The 12621-nt window shown below is 63.2% G+C and carries 13 protein-coding genes; 10 read left to right on the plus strand and 3 right to left on the minus strand.

Going from position 1 to position 12621, the window contains the following annotated elements; all coding sequences use genetic code 11:
• Nucleotides 1-57 precede the first annotated feature (57 nt).
• Together BG455_RS01530 and hrpB are read left to right on the plus strand one after the other, a co-directional pair.
• A complete protein-coding gene (locus tag BG455_RS01530; protein WP_071468169.1) occupies nucleotides 58-522 on the plus strand; it encodes a MarR family winged helix-turn-helix transcriptional regulator in 465 nt (154 codons plus the stop codon).
• Between the two features lie 53 nt (nucleotides 523-575).
• Nucleotides 576-3011, plus strand: coding sequence for an ATP-dependent helicase HrpB (gene hrpB / locus BG455_RS01535; protein ID WP_111361232.1), 2436 nt, complete (start codon nucleotides 576-578; stop codon nucleotides 3009-3011).
• 58 nt (nucleotides 3012-3069) lie between these two features.
• Here hrpB and BG455_RS01540 read toward each other — a convergent pair whose 3' ends face one another.
• From BG455_RS01540 to BG455_RS01550, 3 genes are all read right to left on the minus strand, one after another.
• Nucleotides 3070-3894: a C40 family peptidase gene (locus BG455_RS01540; protein WP_071468171.1), complete on the minus strand. Its 825-nt coding sequence runs from the start codon at nucleotides 3892-3894 to the stop codon at nucleotides 3070-3072.
• Nucleotides 3891-5300, minus strand: coding sequence for a leucyl aminopeptidase family protein (locus BG455_RS01545; protein WP_084386068.1), 1410 nt, complete (start codon nucleotides 5298-5300; stop codon nucleotides 3891-3893). The genes BG455_RS01540 and BG455_RS01545 overlap by 4 nt, the downstream gene beginning before the upstream one ends.
• A 95-nt stretch (nucleotides 5301-5395) precedes the next feature.
• Entirely contained in the window at nucleotides 5396-5779 is a 384-nt protein-coding gene (locus tag BG455_RS01550; RefSeq protein WP_071468173.1) for an SgcJ/EcaC family oxidoreductase, read from the minus strand.
• A 98-nt stretch (nucleotides 5780-5877) separates the two neighbouring features.
• Between BG455_RS01550 and BG455_RS01555 the strand changes: the two genes are divergently transcribed.
• The 8 genes from BG455_RS01555 (at nucleotide 5878) to BG455_RS01590 (ending at nucleotide 12510) form a co-directional block, all read left to right on the plus strand.
• Nucleotides 5878-6201 (plus strand): HNH endonuclease, encoded by a 324-nt coding sequence (locus BG455_RS01555; RefSeq protein WP_071468174.1) that lies wholly within the window; start codon nucleotides 5878-5880, stop codon nucleotides 6199-6201.
• A gap of 58 nt (nucleotides 6202-6259) precedes the next feature.
• A complete protein-coding gene (locus BG455_RS01560; RefSeq protein ID WP_071468175.1) occupies nucleotides 6260-6706 on the plus strand; it encodes a hypothetical protein in 447 nt (148 codons plus the stop codon).
• A gap of 164 nt (nucleotides 6707-6870) precedes the next feature.
• A complete protein-coding gene (locus BG455_RS01565; protein ID WP_071468176.1) occupies nucleotides 6871-7782 on the plus strand; it encodes a pirin family protein in 912 nt (303 codons plus the stop codon).
• A gap of 74 nt (nucleotides 7783-7856) precedes the next feature.
• Complete coding sequence (ygfZ, locus tag BG455_RS01570; protein ID WP_071468177.1) at nucleotides 7857-8609, plus strand: CAF17-like 4Fe-4S cluster assembly/insertion protein YgfZ; 753 nt, start codon at nucleotides 7857-7859, stop codon at nucleotides 8607-8609.
• Between the two features lie 51 nt (nucleotides 8610-8660).
• Entirely contained in the window at nucleotides 8661-9650 is a 990-nt protein-coding gene (locus BG455_RS01575; protein ID WP_071468178.1) for a DMT family transporter, read from the plus strand.
• A gap of 102 nt (nucleotides 9651-9752) precedes the next feature.
• On the plus strand, nucleotides 9753-10853 hold the full coding sequence (gene hisC / locus BG455_RS01580) for a histidinol-phosphate transaminase (protein ID WP_425438706.1): 1101 nt from the start codon (nucleotides 9753-9755) through the stop codon (nucleotides 10851-10853).
• Entirely contained in the window at nucleotides 10850-11779 is a 930-nt protein-coding gene (locus BG455_RS01585; protein WP_084386069.1) for a prephenate/arogenate dehydrogenase family protein, read from the plus strand. Before hisC ends, BG455_RS01585 begins: the two co-directional genes overlap by 4 nt.
• Nucleotides 11776-12510 (plus strand): extensin-like domain-containing protein, encoded by a 735-nt coding sequence (locus BG455_RS01590; protein ID WP_071468180.1) that lies wholly within the window; start codon nucleotides 11776-11778, stop codon nucleotides 12508-12510. The genes BG455_RS01585 and BG455_RS01590 overlap by 4 nt, the downstream gene beginning before the upstream one ends.
• The last annotated feature ends 111 nt before the right edge of the window (nucleotides 12511-12621 follow it).

The raw sequence follows: 12621 nt of genomic DNA on the forward strand, positions 1-12621 counted from the left end.
CTTGATTGCGGCAATCCGATCATGCCATGATTTGCGAAACGGCAAAAGGACACTACCATGCGTGATGCACCAGAAGACGGGTTCGATCTGGAGTGTTTTCTGCCCTATCTGCTGAATCAGGCGGCAGAGGCCAGCAGCCGGTCATTCGCGGCGGTGTATCGTCAGGATTTTGGCATGTCGCGCACGCAATGGCGGGTCATGGCCAATCTGGGCAAGTTCGGGGGCATGACCGCGTCCGAGATTTGCCAGATCAGCCATATCGAGAAAACCAAAGTCTCGCGCGCGGTGGGGCAGTTGCAGGATATGGGCTATCTGGCGCGCAGCCGTGCCACAGATGACAAACGGCGCGAAAACCTGTCGCTGACCGAGGCAGGGCAGGCCGTGTTTCGCCAGTTGGGCGCGCGGGGGCTGGCCTATCAGGCGCAGCTTGCAGCCGCGCTGGGCGCGGATCGTCTGGCCCAGCTGGAAGCGATGTTGCAACAGGTACGCGCCTTGCATACCGACACGGTGCAGCACGGGTAAGCCTTGCGCGTGGTTCTTGTGATATGGCGCAAACTCAGGGCATAAGCGCAGCCATGCGTTTGCCCATAGATGACATCTTGCCTGAACTGACCGCCGCATTGCGCCGCACAGGCCGCGCGGTGCTTCAGGCCCCACCCGGTGCAGGCAAGACAACGCGTGTGCCGCTTGCGTTGCTGGACCAGATTTCAGGCCGCATTCTGATGCTGGAGCCGCGCAGGCTGGCCGCGCGCGCCGCCGCCGAACAGATGGCGCGGCTTCTGGGCGAAGAGGTGGGCGCGCAGGTCGGCTACCGCATTCGGGGCGAAGCTGTCACCTCGCCCGCCACGCGGATCGAGGTGGTGACCGAGGGCATTCTGACGCGGATGCTGCAAAATGACCCCGAATTGCGTGGTGTCGGTGCGGTGATCTTTGATGAATTCCATGAACGCTCGCTTAATGCCGATCTGGGGTTGGCGCTGAGTTGGGAAGTGCGCGAAGCGCTGCGCCCTGATCTGGCGCTGGTCGTCATGTCGGCCACGCTGGATGCAGCGCCGGTTGCGCGATTGTTGGACGACGCACCGATCCTGACCGCGCAGGGCCGCGCCTTTGCGGTGGAAACCCGCTGGCTGGAGCGGCCCCGCCCAAAGGCGGAACGCTTCGAGACGGCCGCCGCCAACCTGATTGCGCAGGCCGTGGTCGAGGCGGAAGGGTCGGTTCTGGCCTTTCTGCCCGGTGAAGGGGAAATCCGGCGTGTGGCGGCGGCGTTGGAGGGGCGCGTGGGTGACGCTGAAATCCGCCCGCTTTATGGCGCGCTGCCCTTTGCCCAGCAACGCGCCGCCATTGCGCCGATGGCGGGGGGGCGTAAGATCGTGCTGGCCACCGCGATTGCCGAAACCTCGCTGACGATCGAGGATATTCGCATTGTTGTTGATTGCGGGCTGGCGCGGCGCGCGCGGTTTGACCCCGGAACCGGCATGTCGCGGCTGGTCACCGAACGCGTCACCCGCGCCGAGGCAGAGCAGCGCCGCGGGCGGGCAGGGCGCGTGGCCGAGGGGCTGTGTTATCGCATGTGGGCGCGCAGCGAGGAGGGCGCGCTGGCAGCCTTCGCCCCGCCCGAGATTGAACGCGCGGACCTGTCGGGGCTGGCGCTGGAACTGGCGGTCTGGGGCGGGGCCGAGGGGCTGCGCTTTCTGACCTCGCCGCCCGAGGGTGCCATTGCCGAGGCGCGCGCGCTGTTGCGCGGCCTTGGTGCGCTGGACGAGATGGCGCGCATCACAGCGCACGGCCGCGCCATGGCCGCGCTGCCGCTGCACCCCCGCCTTGCGCATATGCTGCTGGTCGCGGGCAAAGACGCCGCCCCGCTTGCGGCGCTGTTGTCTGACCGCGACATTCTGCAAGGGGCATCGGTCGATCTGGGGTTGCGATTGCAAGCGCTGCGCGACCCGCGCGGTTTTGCTGCGCGCGCGCCCCATGCGCTACACCGCGCGACATTGGAGCGGGTGCGCGAAGACATGCGCCGCCTTGCCCGACTGGCCCCCAAGCGCGAGGCGTCCCATAGCCCTGCCGAAATGGCCGCACTGGCTTATCCAGACCGGATCGGGCTGCGCCGCAAGGGCGATGCACCGCGCTATGTGCTGTCTGGCGGCAAGGGCGCGGTTCTGCCCGATGGCGACGGGCTGTCGCAGTTGCGGCTGCTGGTGGTGACAGACACTGACGGCAACCCGCAAGAGGCGCGAATCCGGCAGGCGATTGCGCTGACAGATGGGGAATTGCGCGGCCTTTATGGCGATCAGATCCTCTGGCAAAATCGCTGCCACTGGTCAAAGCGCCACCGCCGGATTGAAGCGCGCGCGCAGGAATGTTTCGGCGCGCTGGTGCTGGATGACCGCCACTGGCGCGACCCTGACCCGCAGGCCATGATGGGGGCGGCTTGCGACGGGATACGCGATTTGGGCTTGCCCCTGTCCGACGCCGCGCGGCGCTTTATTGCGCGGGTGGAATTGCTGCGCGCGCAAGGGGCAGAGCTGCCGGATATGCGCGAGGGCGCCCTGCTGGACGGGCTGGAGCGATGGCTTGGCCCGCATCTGGACGGGTGCCGCACGGCTGATCAGTTGCGCGCGTGCGATCTGCTGCCCGCCCTGCGCGGCATGCTGGACTGGGGGCAGATGCAGATGCTGGACGAGATGGCACCTGCGCAGTTCATCACGCCCTTGGGCAATAAGGTGGCCATAGATTATGCGGGCGAGGCCCCAGAAATTGCAGTGCGCCTGCAAGAGATGTTCGGTCTGGCCCGCCATCCGGTGATCGGCCCCAAACGCCAGCCCTTGCGGATTGTGCTGCTTTCACCCGCGCGCAGGCCTGTGCAGGTGACGATGGACCTGCCGGGCTTCTGGGCCGAGAGTTACGCCGATGTGCGCAAGGATATGCGCGGCCAATACCCCCGCCACCCATGGCCCGAAAACCCCTTGGAGGCCGCGCCCACCCTGCGGGCAAAACCGCGCAAAATCTGAGGCGTTGCGCAGGCTGATGCCTTGTAGTGAGTATTTTTAGCAAGAAAATGAGGACGGGTCAGCGCGGGCGGATATGGGCCGTGACGGGGCTTTCACGGGCGATGCGCAGGATGGCTTGATCGAGGGGTTCATAGGCGACCGACATTGTATGGGCATTGGCGTGAATGATCATGTCGGGGGCGCTGACCCAAGCCACATGGCCGCGCCAGAACAGCAGATCGCCGCGCTGTTTGGGTGTACCTTCGGCAAGGGCGGGGCCAAGCGCGCGTTCCTGAAGATCGCTGTCGCCCGGGCAGGGGCAGCCACAGGCTTGCAGCGCGAGTTGCACAAGCGCCGAACAGTCAAGCCCCGCGCGGGAATTGCCGCCCCAGAGATAGGGGGTGCCGATGAGGCTTTCGGCGACGCTGACAGGGTCGGATTCCGGTGTGGTGAGGGGGGCGAGATGCTGTTGTGGCAGCCAGTGGCCGTCACGGGTTTGCAGGAATGCGCCTTGTGCGCTGATGATTTCGACACAGGCATTGAGCGAGAGGGCAGCGCGCTCGGGGCTTTTCAGGTCGGGCGCGGAATAGAGATGGGTGGCGGGGGCGCGCACGCGGTGGGTTGGGCTGTGATCCTCGCCCAGATCGGCGCTGGAGAGCCAGCCGCAATAGCCGTCCCCCTCGGCCTGAATATAGGAAAACGCGCCGCTCTGGTCGATCACGCAGACCCGCGCGCCGCGCAAAAGCTGGCGGTCGCGCGGGCCATCGGGGCTGCGCCACAGATCGCTGAGCGGCGCTGCCACGCGCATCATCTGCCCTTGGGTGAAGGCGGGCGCGTCGATCTGGCCTTGCAGCCGGATATGGGCCACGCGCCCGCTGAAAGGGGTGATGCGCGGATCGCTCATGGGTGCAGAAGGCCCGGAAGGGCTGCGAACAGCGCGCGCGCGCCTTGGCCTGCGCCGCCTTTGGGCCGTGCGGGGGCCGCGCTGGGCTGGTGGCCGTAAATGTCGAAATGGGCAAAGCGGGGGGTGGCCTCGACAAAGCGGTTGAGAAACAGCGCCGCCGTGATCGCGCCCGCCATGCCGCCAGAGGGGGCATTGTCGAGATCGGCAATGCCCGGCTCGATCATCGATTCATAGGCGGGATGCAGGGGCAATTGCCAAAGCGGGTCGCGCACCTGCGCGCTGGCCTGCATCAGGGCCGCGGCCATTGCGGGGTCCGTGCTGAAAAACGGCGCGATATCCGGCCCCATCGCCACCCGCGCGGCCCCTGTCAGCGTGGCCATGCAGACCAGCATATCGGGGGTTTCCTCATCCGCGAGGGCCAGCGCATCGGCCAGCACAAGTCGGCCTTCGGCGTCGGTGTTGTTCACCTCGACACTCAACCCCTTGCGCGAGATCAGAATGTCGCCGGGGCGCATGGCATTGGCGGAAACAGAGTTTTCCACAGCCGGCACCAGCACCCGCAACTGCACCTGCCAGCCCTGCGCCATGATCATATGCGCAAGCCCCATGACCGTGGCAGCCCCGCCCATGTCTTTCTTCATCAACCCCATCGAGGCACCGGGTTTCAGGTTCAGCCCGCCTGTGTCGAAACACACGCCCTTGCCCACAAGGGTCAGGCGTGGGCCGGATTTGCCCCAGCGCATGTCCAGCAGGCGCGGGCTGCGGTCAGAGGCGCGACCCACCGCATGGATCAGCGGCAGGTTCTGGTGCAGCAGATCATCGCCCGCAATCACACTGGCTGTCGCGCTGTGTTCCGTGGCAAGCGCCAGAAAGGCCGCTTCCAGTTCCTGCGGCCCCATATGCGAGGCGGGTGTGTTGATCAGCTCGCGGGTCAGCGCCTCGCCTGCGGCGATGGCCTCGATCCGGCCTGTGTCCAGTTGGGCGGGCGCGACCAGCATGGCCTGTGCGGGCGCTTCTGTCTGGCGGAAGCGGCGAAAGCGGTAACCGGCCAGACACCAGCCAAGGGCCTCTTCCTCCAACTCCTCTGGGGTAAGCATGTGGTGCAGCCGGTAGGTGCGGGCAGGCAGTTTTGCGCGTGCACCCCCAAAGCAGAAGCGCTGGCGCGCGCGCTCTTTGGCTGTGCCGCGCCCGATGGCGGCAAGCGCCATGCCCCCGTCGCTGTCAGGGACCAGCGCCACTTCGCCCGGTTTGGCGCTGAAGCCCAAGCTTTCCAGCCATGTGCGCACGCGCCGGGGCTGCATGTCGGTCCAGGCTTCCAAGTCTTCGGCATTGACCAGATGCAGGTCAATGGCGGTGCTGGTTTCCGCGACAAATACCATGGGCGAGGGGGGGCTGTCCTGAGTCATTGGGTGTTCCGCATTGTGCTGTTCAGGGGGTGCCTGAAATCAGGTGGGTAAGGTGGGAAAGGGCTGTATCAGTGGCGATTGTCGCGGCCTTTGGTCTATTCCGGCATGACAGAGGAATGATGCTCGATGATTTTCCATCCCTCGGGGTCTTTGCGGTAGACGAATGTATAGCGGCATAAAAGCTGCGTGTCAGTGCCATCGATGGTCAGATCGAAAGTGTAGATGCCGGAATTTATGGCCAAAGAGTCAAGCAGGCGGATGTTTTGCTGGATGATCCTGCCTTTGGGCTTTTTCTTGAGAAAGCGCGTGAAATATTCCTGAACCGCGGCCGGAGTCTTGCGTATTTCATTGGATACAGTGGGCAGCAAGACAGCATCTTTGGCATAAAGGGCGGCAACCTGCGCGGCATCAAGGCTTTGTAGCGCTGCATTCCAGTCATTAAACAAATGTGCGATTTCATCTCGTGCGCTAAATGGCATTCTCAAGTCCCTTATTCCCGCGTCAGTGACGGACTGGTGGTGCGACTGTCTTTCATTACATAGGTTAACAATATATCGGGCATAAGGGCAGTGCGGAAATGGACATATTTCAAAGCGATATCTCACAGCATCCGGCCTGCCCGCTATGTGGCCGGCCGATTCCGCCCGATGTGCCGCAAAGCCTGCATCACCTTGTGCCGAAACTGCGCGGAGGCAAAGGCGGGCCGGTGGTTTTGCTGCACCATATTTGCCACAAAGAAATCCATGCCAGTCTGAAAGAATCCGAACTTGCACGCAATTACAACACGATAGAGGCGTTGCGCGGACATCCGAGGCTGGCGCGGTTTATCGACTGGGTGGCGCGCCGACCGCCGGATTTCGCGTCTAAAACCCCCGGTGCGCGGCGCAAGCGGCGGCGCTAATGCTTTCTTAAACTCTTGCGTGGATAGTGTGTGCACATGCTCAGGGACAGGTGCAGCCATGCAGGTGCAGGTGCAGAATGATACAGAAAAGATAAGGGCGCCCAAGGATCGACTGGCAGATCGGCAGGCGCGTGTCGGGATTATCGCCAATCTGGTCGATCTGCCCTGCCCTGTGGCACCTGCGCGCGATGTCTGGACCAGATGGCCGAACCTGCAATCGGCCCGCCGGAAAAAGCAACGCGTTGCTGTGCGGCCGGATCAGGCAGATTTGGAAGACGCTGTGTTGAGTGGCGCATTGCTGGCTGCATTTGCCAGGGAAATACGCGCGGAAGCGCATGGGCGCGGGCCATCGAAAACAGTGTTCCGGTATGACAGGGACGCATTGGCCAATATGACAGCGGCAGGGGTTGGGGGCTGGCGCAAGCGCGGGGCGCGCGCATTGCCTCTTGCCGCATTCGGCGGTGTGGCGCTGGGACTGGGGGCGGTCTGGTGGCTGCTGCTGTAATGCGGGCGACTGCTTGCCATGGGGCAAGCGCGCATGCGCAATTTGGCGGCGCAGGGGCAGTGTGCATTCATGAACATGCGCGGTTCGCAGACTGTGGGTTGCTTTGGCGCCGGATTACACCGATCTGTACCTCGTAAATACATGTCTGATCGGAGAGTGCTGTCATGTCTATCCGCCCCACATTGGAAACCCGCAAGGCGCAACCCACACTGGAAGGGGCAGGCGTTCACCTGCACCGCGCCTTTGGCTTTCACGACCCGTCCGAACTGGACCCGTTCCTGTTATTCGATGATTTCCGCAATGACATACCCGAACATTTCCTGCGCGGCTTCCCGTGGCACCCACATCGCGGGATCGAGACGATCACCTATGTTCTGGCGGGCGAGGTGGACCATGGCGACAGCCTTGGCAATACCGGCACGCTGGGCGCGGGCGATGTACAATGGATGACGGCGGGGTCGGGCATTTTGCATCAGGAAATGCCGCGCGGAAACAGGCAAGGCCAGATGCATGGCTTCCAGCTCTGGGCAAACCTGCCGGGCAGCCTGAAGATGACCGCGCCGCGCTATCAGGATGTGCAGGCAACCGAGATACCCGAGATTATTGACGATGACGGCACCAAGGTGCGCGTGGTTGTTGGCGATTTCTGGGGCAAGCGCGGGCCGGTCGATGGTATTGCGGCTGATCCGCAATATCTGGATATTTCCGTGCCGCCCGGCGTGCGCAAAACCTTCAAGGTTGACACCTATCGCCGCGCCTTTGCCTATGTCTTTGCGGGGGCGGGGGTGTTTTCGGATGCGTCCAAACCCTCTGGCGTGCTGCTGGAGAAAGAGGTCATGGGGCAGGAGGTCAATATCCGCGACATGTCTGGCGACCGCACCTTGGTGCGCTTTGGCACAGGTGACGAAGTCACTGTGCAGGCAGGTGAGGAGGGTGTGCGTTTCCTGCTGATCTCTGGCGCGCCCTTGCAAGAGCCTGTCGCATGGCACGGGCCGATTGTGATGAACACGCAGGCCGAGATTCAGCAAGCCATCCGCGATCTGCGCAATGGCACCTTTATCCGCGCCGCACATTAAGCGTTTGCGCGCGGCCCCTGTTCGACACGGGCCGCGCGACATATGTAAGGGGCAGGAATAACCAGAGGACAGTCATGCAGCGCGCGATCATTCAGGTATCCGGGGCCGATCCTGCGAAATTCTTGCAAGGGCTGGTCAGCAATGACCTTGGCCGACTGGCGCGCGACGGCATTGTTTACGCGGCATTGCTGACGCCGCAAGGCAAGTATCTGGCCGATTTCTTCCTTGTCGCGCATGAAGGCAGCATACTGATAGATGTCGCCGAACCCCTTGCCGATGATCTGGTCAAGCGGCTTAGCCTGTATAAACTGCGCGCGCCCATCACGTTGGAGCGCGTGGCCCTGCCTGTCAGCCGCGGCACGGGTCCGGCCCCCGATGGTGCGCTGGCCGATCCGCGCCACCCCGCGCTGGGCTGGCGCGTCTATGGCCGCGATTTGCCCGACGACGGCACCGATTGGAACGCGCTGCGCGTAGCCCATTGCGTGCCAGAAGCGGGGATCGAGCTGATCCCCAATGAGACATTCATTCTTGAAGCAGGGTTTGACCGGCTGAACGGCGTTGATTTTCGCAAAGGCTGTTATGTCGGGCAGGAAGTCACCGCGCGCATGCAGCACAAGACAGCGTTGCGCAAAGGGTTCGTCACTGTAGCGGTTGAAGGCGCGGCCCCAGTGGGCGCTGACATCATGTCGGGCGAGAAGGTCGCGGGGCAGCTGTTCACCCAGGCGGCAGGCAAGGCGATTGCGTTCTTGCGTTTTGAGCGTGCAAGTGCTGCTATGCAGGCAGGCAGTGCGCGCGTGCTGTGGCAAGAGCCTGCGCAACCCGCTTGATTTCGCGCGCGCCGTCATGTTAGCGATACCGAAGTCAAGTCGGGGAACGGCATGTCTTCATTCAATCGTCTAAGCCAATCTGCCTTTGCTGGCCCTGCGCTGGCCCTGACGGCTTTCGCGTTGTTCTCGGTGCATGATGTCATCGTAAAGTCGCTTGGCGGGTCTTACAGCCCTGTGCAGATCGTATTTTTCAGCGTTTTGCTGGGGCTGCCCTTGGCGATGGTGCTGCTGATGCGCGACCCGACAGATGGCAATCTTTTGCCCCGCAGGCCCGGTTGGACCGCGCTGCGCACAGGTGCGGCCGTTGTGACGGGCGTGAGCGTCTTTTACGCATTCAGTGTGCTGCCCCTTGCACAGACCTATGCGATTCTTTTTGCAACCCCGCTGCTGATTACCATGCTGTCCGTCCCCATATTGGGAGAGCGCGTGGGCCTGCACCGGGGCGCTGCGGTGCTGGTGGGTTTGGTGGGGGTGCTGATCGTGCTGCGCCCCGGACAGGGCGAGGGGATCGGCGCGGGCCATCTGGCCGCGATGCTTGGGGCCTGTGCCAGTGCCTTCGCCTCGATCATCATCCGCAAGATCGGCGATGAGGAGCGCAATGTTGTCCTGCTGCTCTATCCCATGATGGCGAATTTGCTGCTGATGGGCGCGGCCTTGCCCTTTGTGTACCGTCCCATGCCACTGGCCGATTTCGGCGCGCTGGCGCTGATGGCCTGCCTTGCGCTGGTGGCCAGTCTGTGTGTGATTGCCGCCTATAAACGCGCGCCCGCCTTCCAGATCGCGCCGATGCAATATTCACAAATCATCTGGGCCGTGATCTTCGGCGCGCTGTTCTTTGGCGAGGGGGTGGATGTTCTGACAATTGCCGGTGCGGCAGTGATTATTCTAAGCGGTATTTACATTGTCATGCGCGAGGATAAGGCCAATGTCTCTGACAATCGCCCTGTTCTGGCCACCCGCACCCGTACCGATACAGGCACCTATCCGCGCGCCAGTCATCTGGGCAAACTGGATGAGGAACAGGGGCCGGACAAGCCCTAGGCGCGGCACAAAGGCAACGTGTTGACGCATGATGGAAAAAACCCGCCCATTGCGCTGGCTTCACCCCCGATCTGGCGCTAAAGACAAGCGCAAGAGGTGGTCATGAGGCAACAAATGCACGCGCATATTCGCCCGCAACCGGGTATACTGGACATCGCGCTTTATCAGGGTGGCACGTCAAAGATCGCCGGACGTGATGATGTGGTGAAACTGTCATCAAATGAAAACCCGTTCGGGCCGGGCGATCTGGCGCGCCTTGCCTATGCGCGCGCGGGCCACGACCTGCACCGCTATCCGCCGACAGACCATGCCAGCCTGCGCGCGGCACTGGGAACGCATTTCGGGCTGGATGCGTCGCGCATTATCTGCGGCGCTGGCTCGGACGAGATTATCAGCTTTCTGTGTCAGGCCTATGCCGGTCCGGGCGATGAGGTGCTCTATTCGCAGCATGGATTCCTGATGTATCGCATCTCGGCGCTGGCGGCAGGGGCGACGCCGGTTGCCGCGCCAGAGCAAGACCGCACCGCCAATGTCGATTCCCTGCTGGCGGCTGCTAATGCGCGCACCAAGCTGGTGTTCATCGCCAACCCCAACAACCCCACCGGCACCATGATCCCGATGGAGGAGGTGCAGCGTCTGGCCGAAGGTCTGCCGAAGCAGGCGCTTCTGGTGCTGGACGGGGCCTATGCCGAATATGCCGAAAACTATGATGGCGGTGCCGCCCTTGTGGACCGGCGCGACAATGTCGTGATGACGCGCACCTTCTCCAAGCTGTTCGGGCTTGGGGGCTTGCGGGTTGGCTGGGGCTATGGGCCACAGCATGTGATCGATGTGCTGAACCGGCTGCGCGGCCCATTCAACCTGTCCAGCATGCAGCTGGATATTGCCGAAGCCGCCCTTGGCGATAGCGCACATATCGCCCGCAGCCTAAGCGAGAATGCCCGCTTGCGCGACTGGCTGGCGGATAAGCTGAATGCGATCGGGGTGGCCACGGACAAGTCCTTTGGCAATTTCGTGCTGGCGCGGTTCCGCGACGCCGCGCAGGCCGAAGCCTGCAATGCGGCGCTGCTGGCCGAAGGGCTGATCGTGCGGCAGGTCACCAGCTACGGGCTGCCAGAGGCGTTGCGCATCACCATCGGCGACGAATCGGCCTGCCGCCGCGTTGCCCATGTCATCACGGCCTTTATGGAGGGGCAGCGGTGAGTGTGCTGTATCAGCGCGTGGCCTTCATTGGCCTTGGGCTGATTGCATCTTCTATGGCCCATGCGATCCGCCGCGCAGGGCTGGCGGCGCATATGACAGGCACCGCGCGTTCTGCCCAGACGCGCGAGGTCGCGCGCGAGATCGGCCTGGTCGATCAGGTCTTCGACACGGCTGCCGAAGCCGTTGCAGGGGCCGATCTGGTTGTGCTATGCGTGCCCGTGGGCGCGATGGAGGCTGTCGCCCGCGAAATCGCGCCGCATCTGGCGCCCGGCGTGACAGTCACAGATGTCGGCTCGGTCAAGCAGGCGGTCATTGACGCGGTCGCCCCCCATCTGCCCGCAGACAGCCATTTCATTCCCGGCCACCCGCTGGCAGGGACCGAGCATTCCGGCCCGCGTTCGGGCTTTGCGGAACTTTTCGACAACCGCTGGTGCATCCTGACCCCGCCAGAGGGCTGCGATTCGCCCGCATTGGACAGGCTGTCGCGGTTCTGGCGCGGCATGGGCGCGAATGTCGACCTGATGGATGCGCCGCATCATGACCTTGTTCTGGCGGTAACCAGCCACACCCCGCATCTGATCGCCTATACAATGGTCGGTGTCGCAGATGACCTGCGCCGCGTAACCGATAGCGAAGTCATCAAATATTCCGCAGCCGGATTTCGTGACTTTACCCGAATCGCAGCCTCCGACCCTGTGATGTGGCGCGATGTGTTCCTGACCAACAAAGATGCCACGCTAGAGATTCTGGGCCGCTTCACCGAAGAACTGTTCGCCCTGCAACGCGCGATTCGCCAAGGCGATGGCGCGCTTCTGCATGAGTATTTCACCCGGACCCGCGCGATTCGCCGCGGGATCATTGATGCAGGGCAAGATACCGACGCGCCCGATTTCGGCCGCGCCAGAAAGCACGGAGCAGATGTATGAACAGGCGCGTGATTGCAGGTGTAGGTCTGGTGATTCTGGTTCTTGCAGGGTGTTCGTCAGACCGTAAGGCAGACCGGAATGCCCGCGCCCTGCCCATTGTCTCTGCCCAGCAGCAAGACCGCCCCGGATTGCTGACACGCCTCAACCCCTTTCAGAATGCCGCCTATCGCGGCGGGCCATCGCGCGCTGTGACCAGCCCGCGCGCCTCGGGCAGGCTCTGTGGTATCCGCGGGCTGGAGGGGGAGGTGATTCCCCCCATCACCGCCGCCGTTGCCGGATGCGGAGTCGCCGCGCCCGTGCGCGTTACCCATGTCGACGGGGTCAAGCTGTCCCAAGCGGCTATCATGGATTGCGACACAGCAAGCGCCTTGCACCACTGGGTGCGCAAGGGCGTCAAACCCGCTGTCGGGCGCACTGGCGGGGGGGTGACAGGGCTGCGTGTGGCCGCCCATTATGTCTGCCGCACGCGCAATCACCGCGCAGGCGCCAGAATTTCGGAACACGGGCGTGGCCGCGCGATCGATATCAGCGCCATCCAGCTGGCCAATGGGGCAGAGATGTCGGTCTTGCGCGACTGGCACCGCTCGGAACACTCGCGGGCCTTGCAGCGCATGCACCGTGCGGCCTGCGGGACATTCGGCACCACATTGGGGCCAGGCTCTGACGGCATGCATGAAGACCATTTCCACTATGACACCGCGCGCCACCGCAACGGCCCCTATTGCCGATAGCGCAAAACCCTGCCTCAACGGGTGTTTCAGCGGCGGGAAAACTTTTTTGTATCGGAGTCTGATTTTGTGCTTGCGTGTATTTGGGAGAGAGCCTAGATAGCGCTTCACCGG

This window comes from Roseinatronobacter thiooxidans (genome assembly GCF_001870675.1).
GTDB lineage: Bacteria > Pseudomonadota > Alphaproteobacteria > Rhodobacterales > Rhodobacteraceae > Roseinatronobacter > Roseinatronobacter thiooxidans.

Coding starts and splice junctions, on each gene's coding strand:
- BG455_RS01530 (WP_071468169.1), top strand. CDS start 58: ATGCGTGATGCACCAGAAGACGGGTTCGATCTGGAGTGTTTTCTGCCC.
- hrpB (WP_111361232.1), top strand. CDS start 576: ATGCGTTTGCCCATAGATGACATCTTGCCTGAACTGACCGCCGCATTG.
- BG455_RS01540 (WP_071468171.1), bottom strand. CDS start 3,894: ATGAGCGATCCGCGCATCACCCCTTTCAGCGGGCGCGTGGCCCATATC.
- BG455_RS01545 (WP_084386068.1), bottom strand. CDS start 5,300: ATGACTCAGGACAGCCCCCCCTCGCCCATGGTATTTGTCGCGGAAACC.
- BG455_RS01550 (WP_071468173.1), bottom strand. CDS start 5,779: ATGCCATTTAGCGCACGAGATGAAATCGCACATTTGTTTAATGACTGG.
- BG455_RS01555 (WP_071468174.1), top strand. CDS start 5,878: ATGGACATATTTCAAAGCGATATCTCACAGCATCCGGCCTGCCCGCTA.
- BG455_RS01560 (WP_071468175.1), top strand. CDS start 6,260: ATGCAGGTGCAGGTGCAGAATGATACAGAAAAGATAAGGGCGCCCAAG.
- BG455_RS01565 (WP_071468176.1), top strand. CDS start 6,871: ATGTCTATCCGCCCCACATTGGAAACCCGCAAGGCGCAACCCACACTG.
- ygfZ (WP_071468177.1), top strand. CDS start 7,857: ATGCAGCGCGCGATCATTCAGGTATCCGGGGCCGATCCTGCGAAATTC.
- BG455_RS01575 (WP_071468178.1), top strand. CDS start 8,661: ATGTCTTCATTCAATCGTCTAAGCCAATCTGCCTTTGCTGGCCCTGCG.
- hisC (WP_425438706.1), top strand. CDS start 9,753: ATGAGGCAACAAATGCACGCGCATATTCGCCCGCAACCGGGTATACTG.
- BG455_RS01590 (WP_071468180.1), top strand. CDS start 11,776: ATGAACAGGCGCGTGATTGCAGGTGTAGGTCTGGTGATTCTGGTTCTT.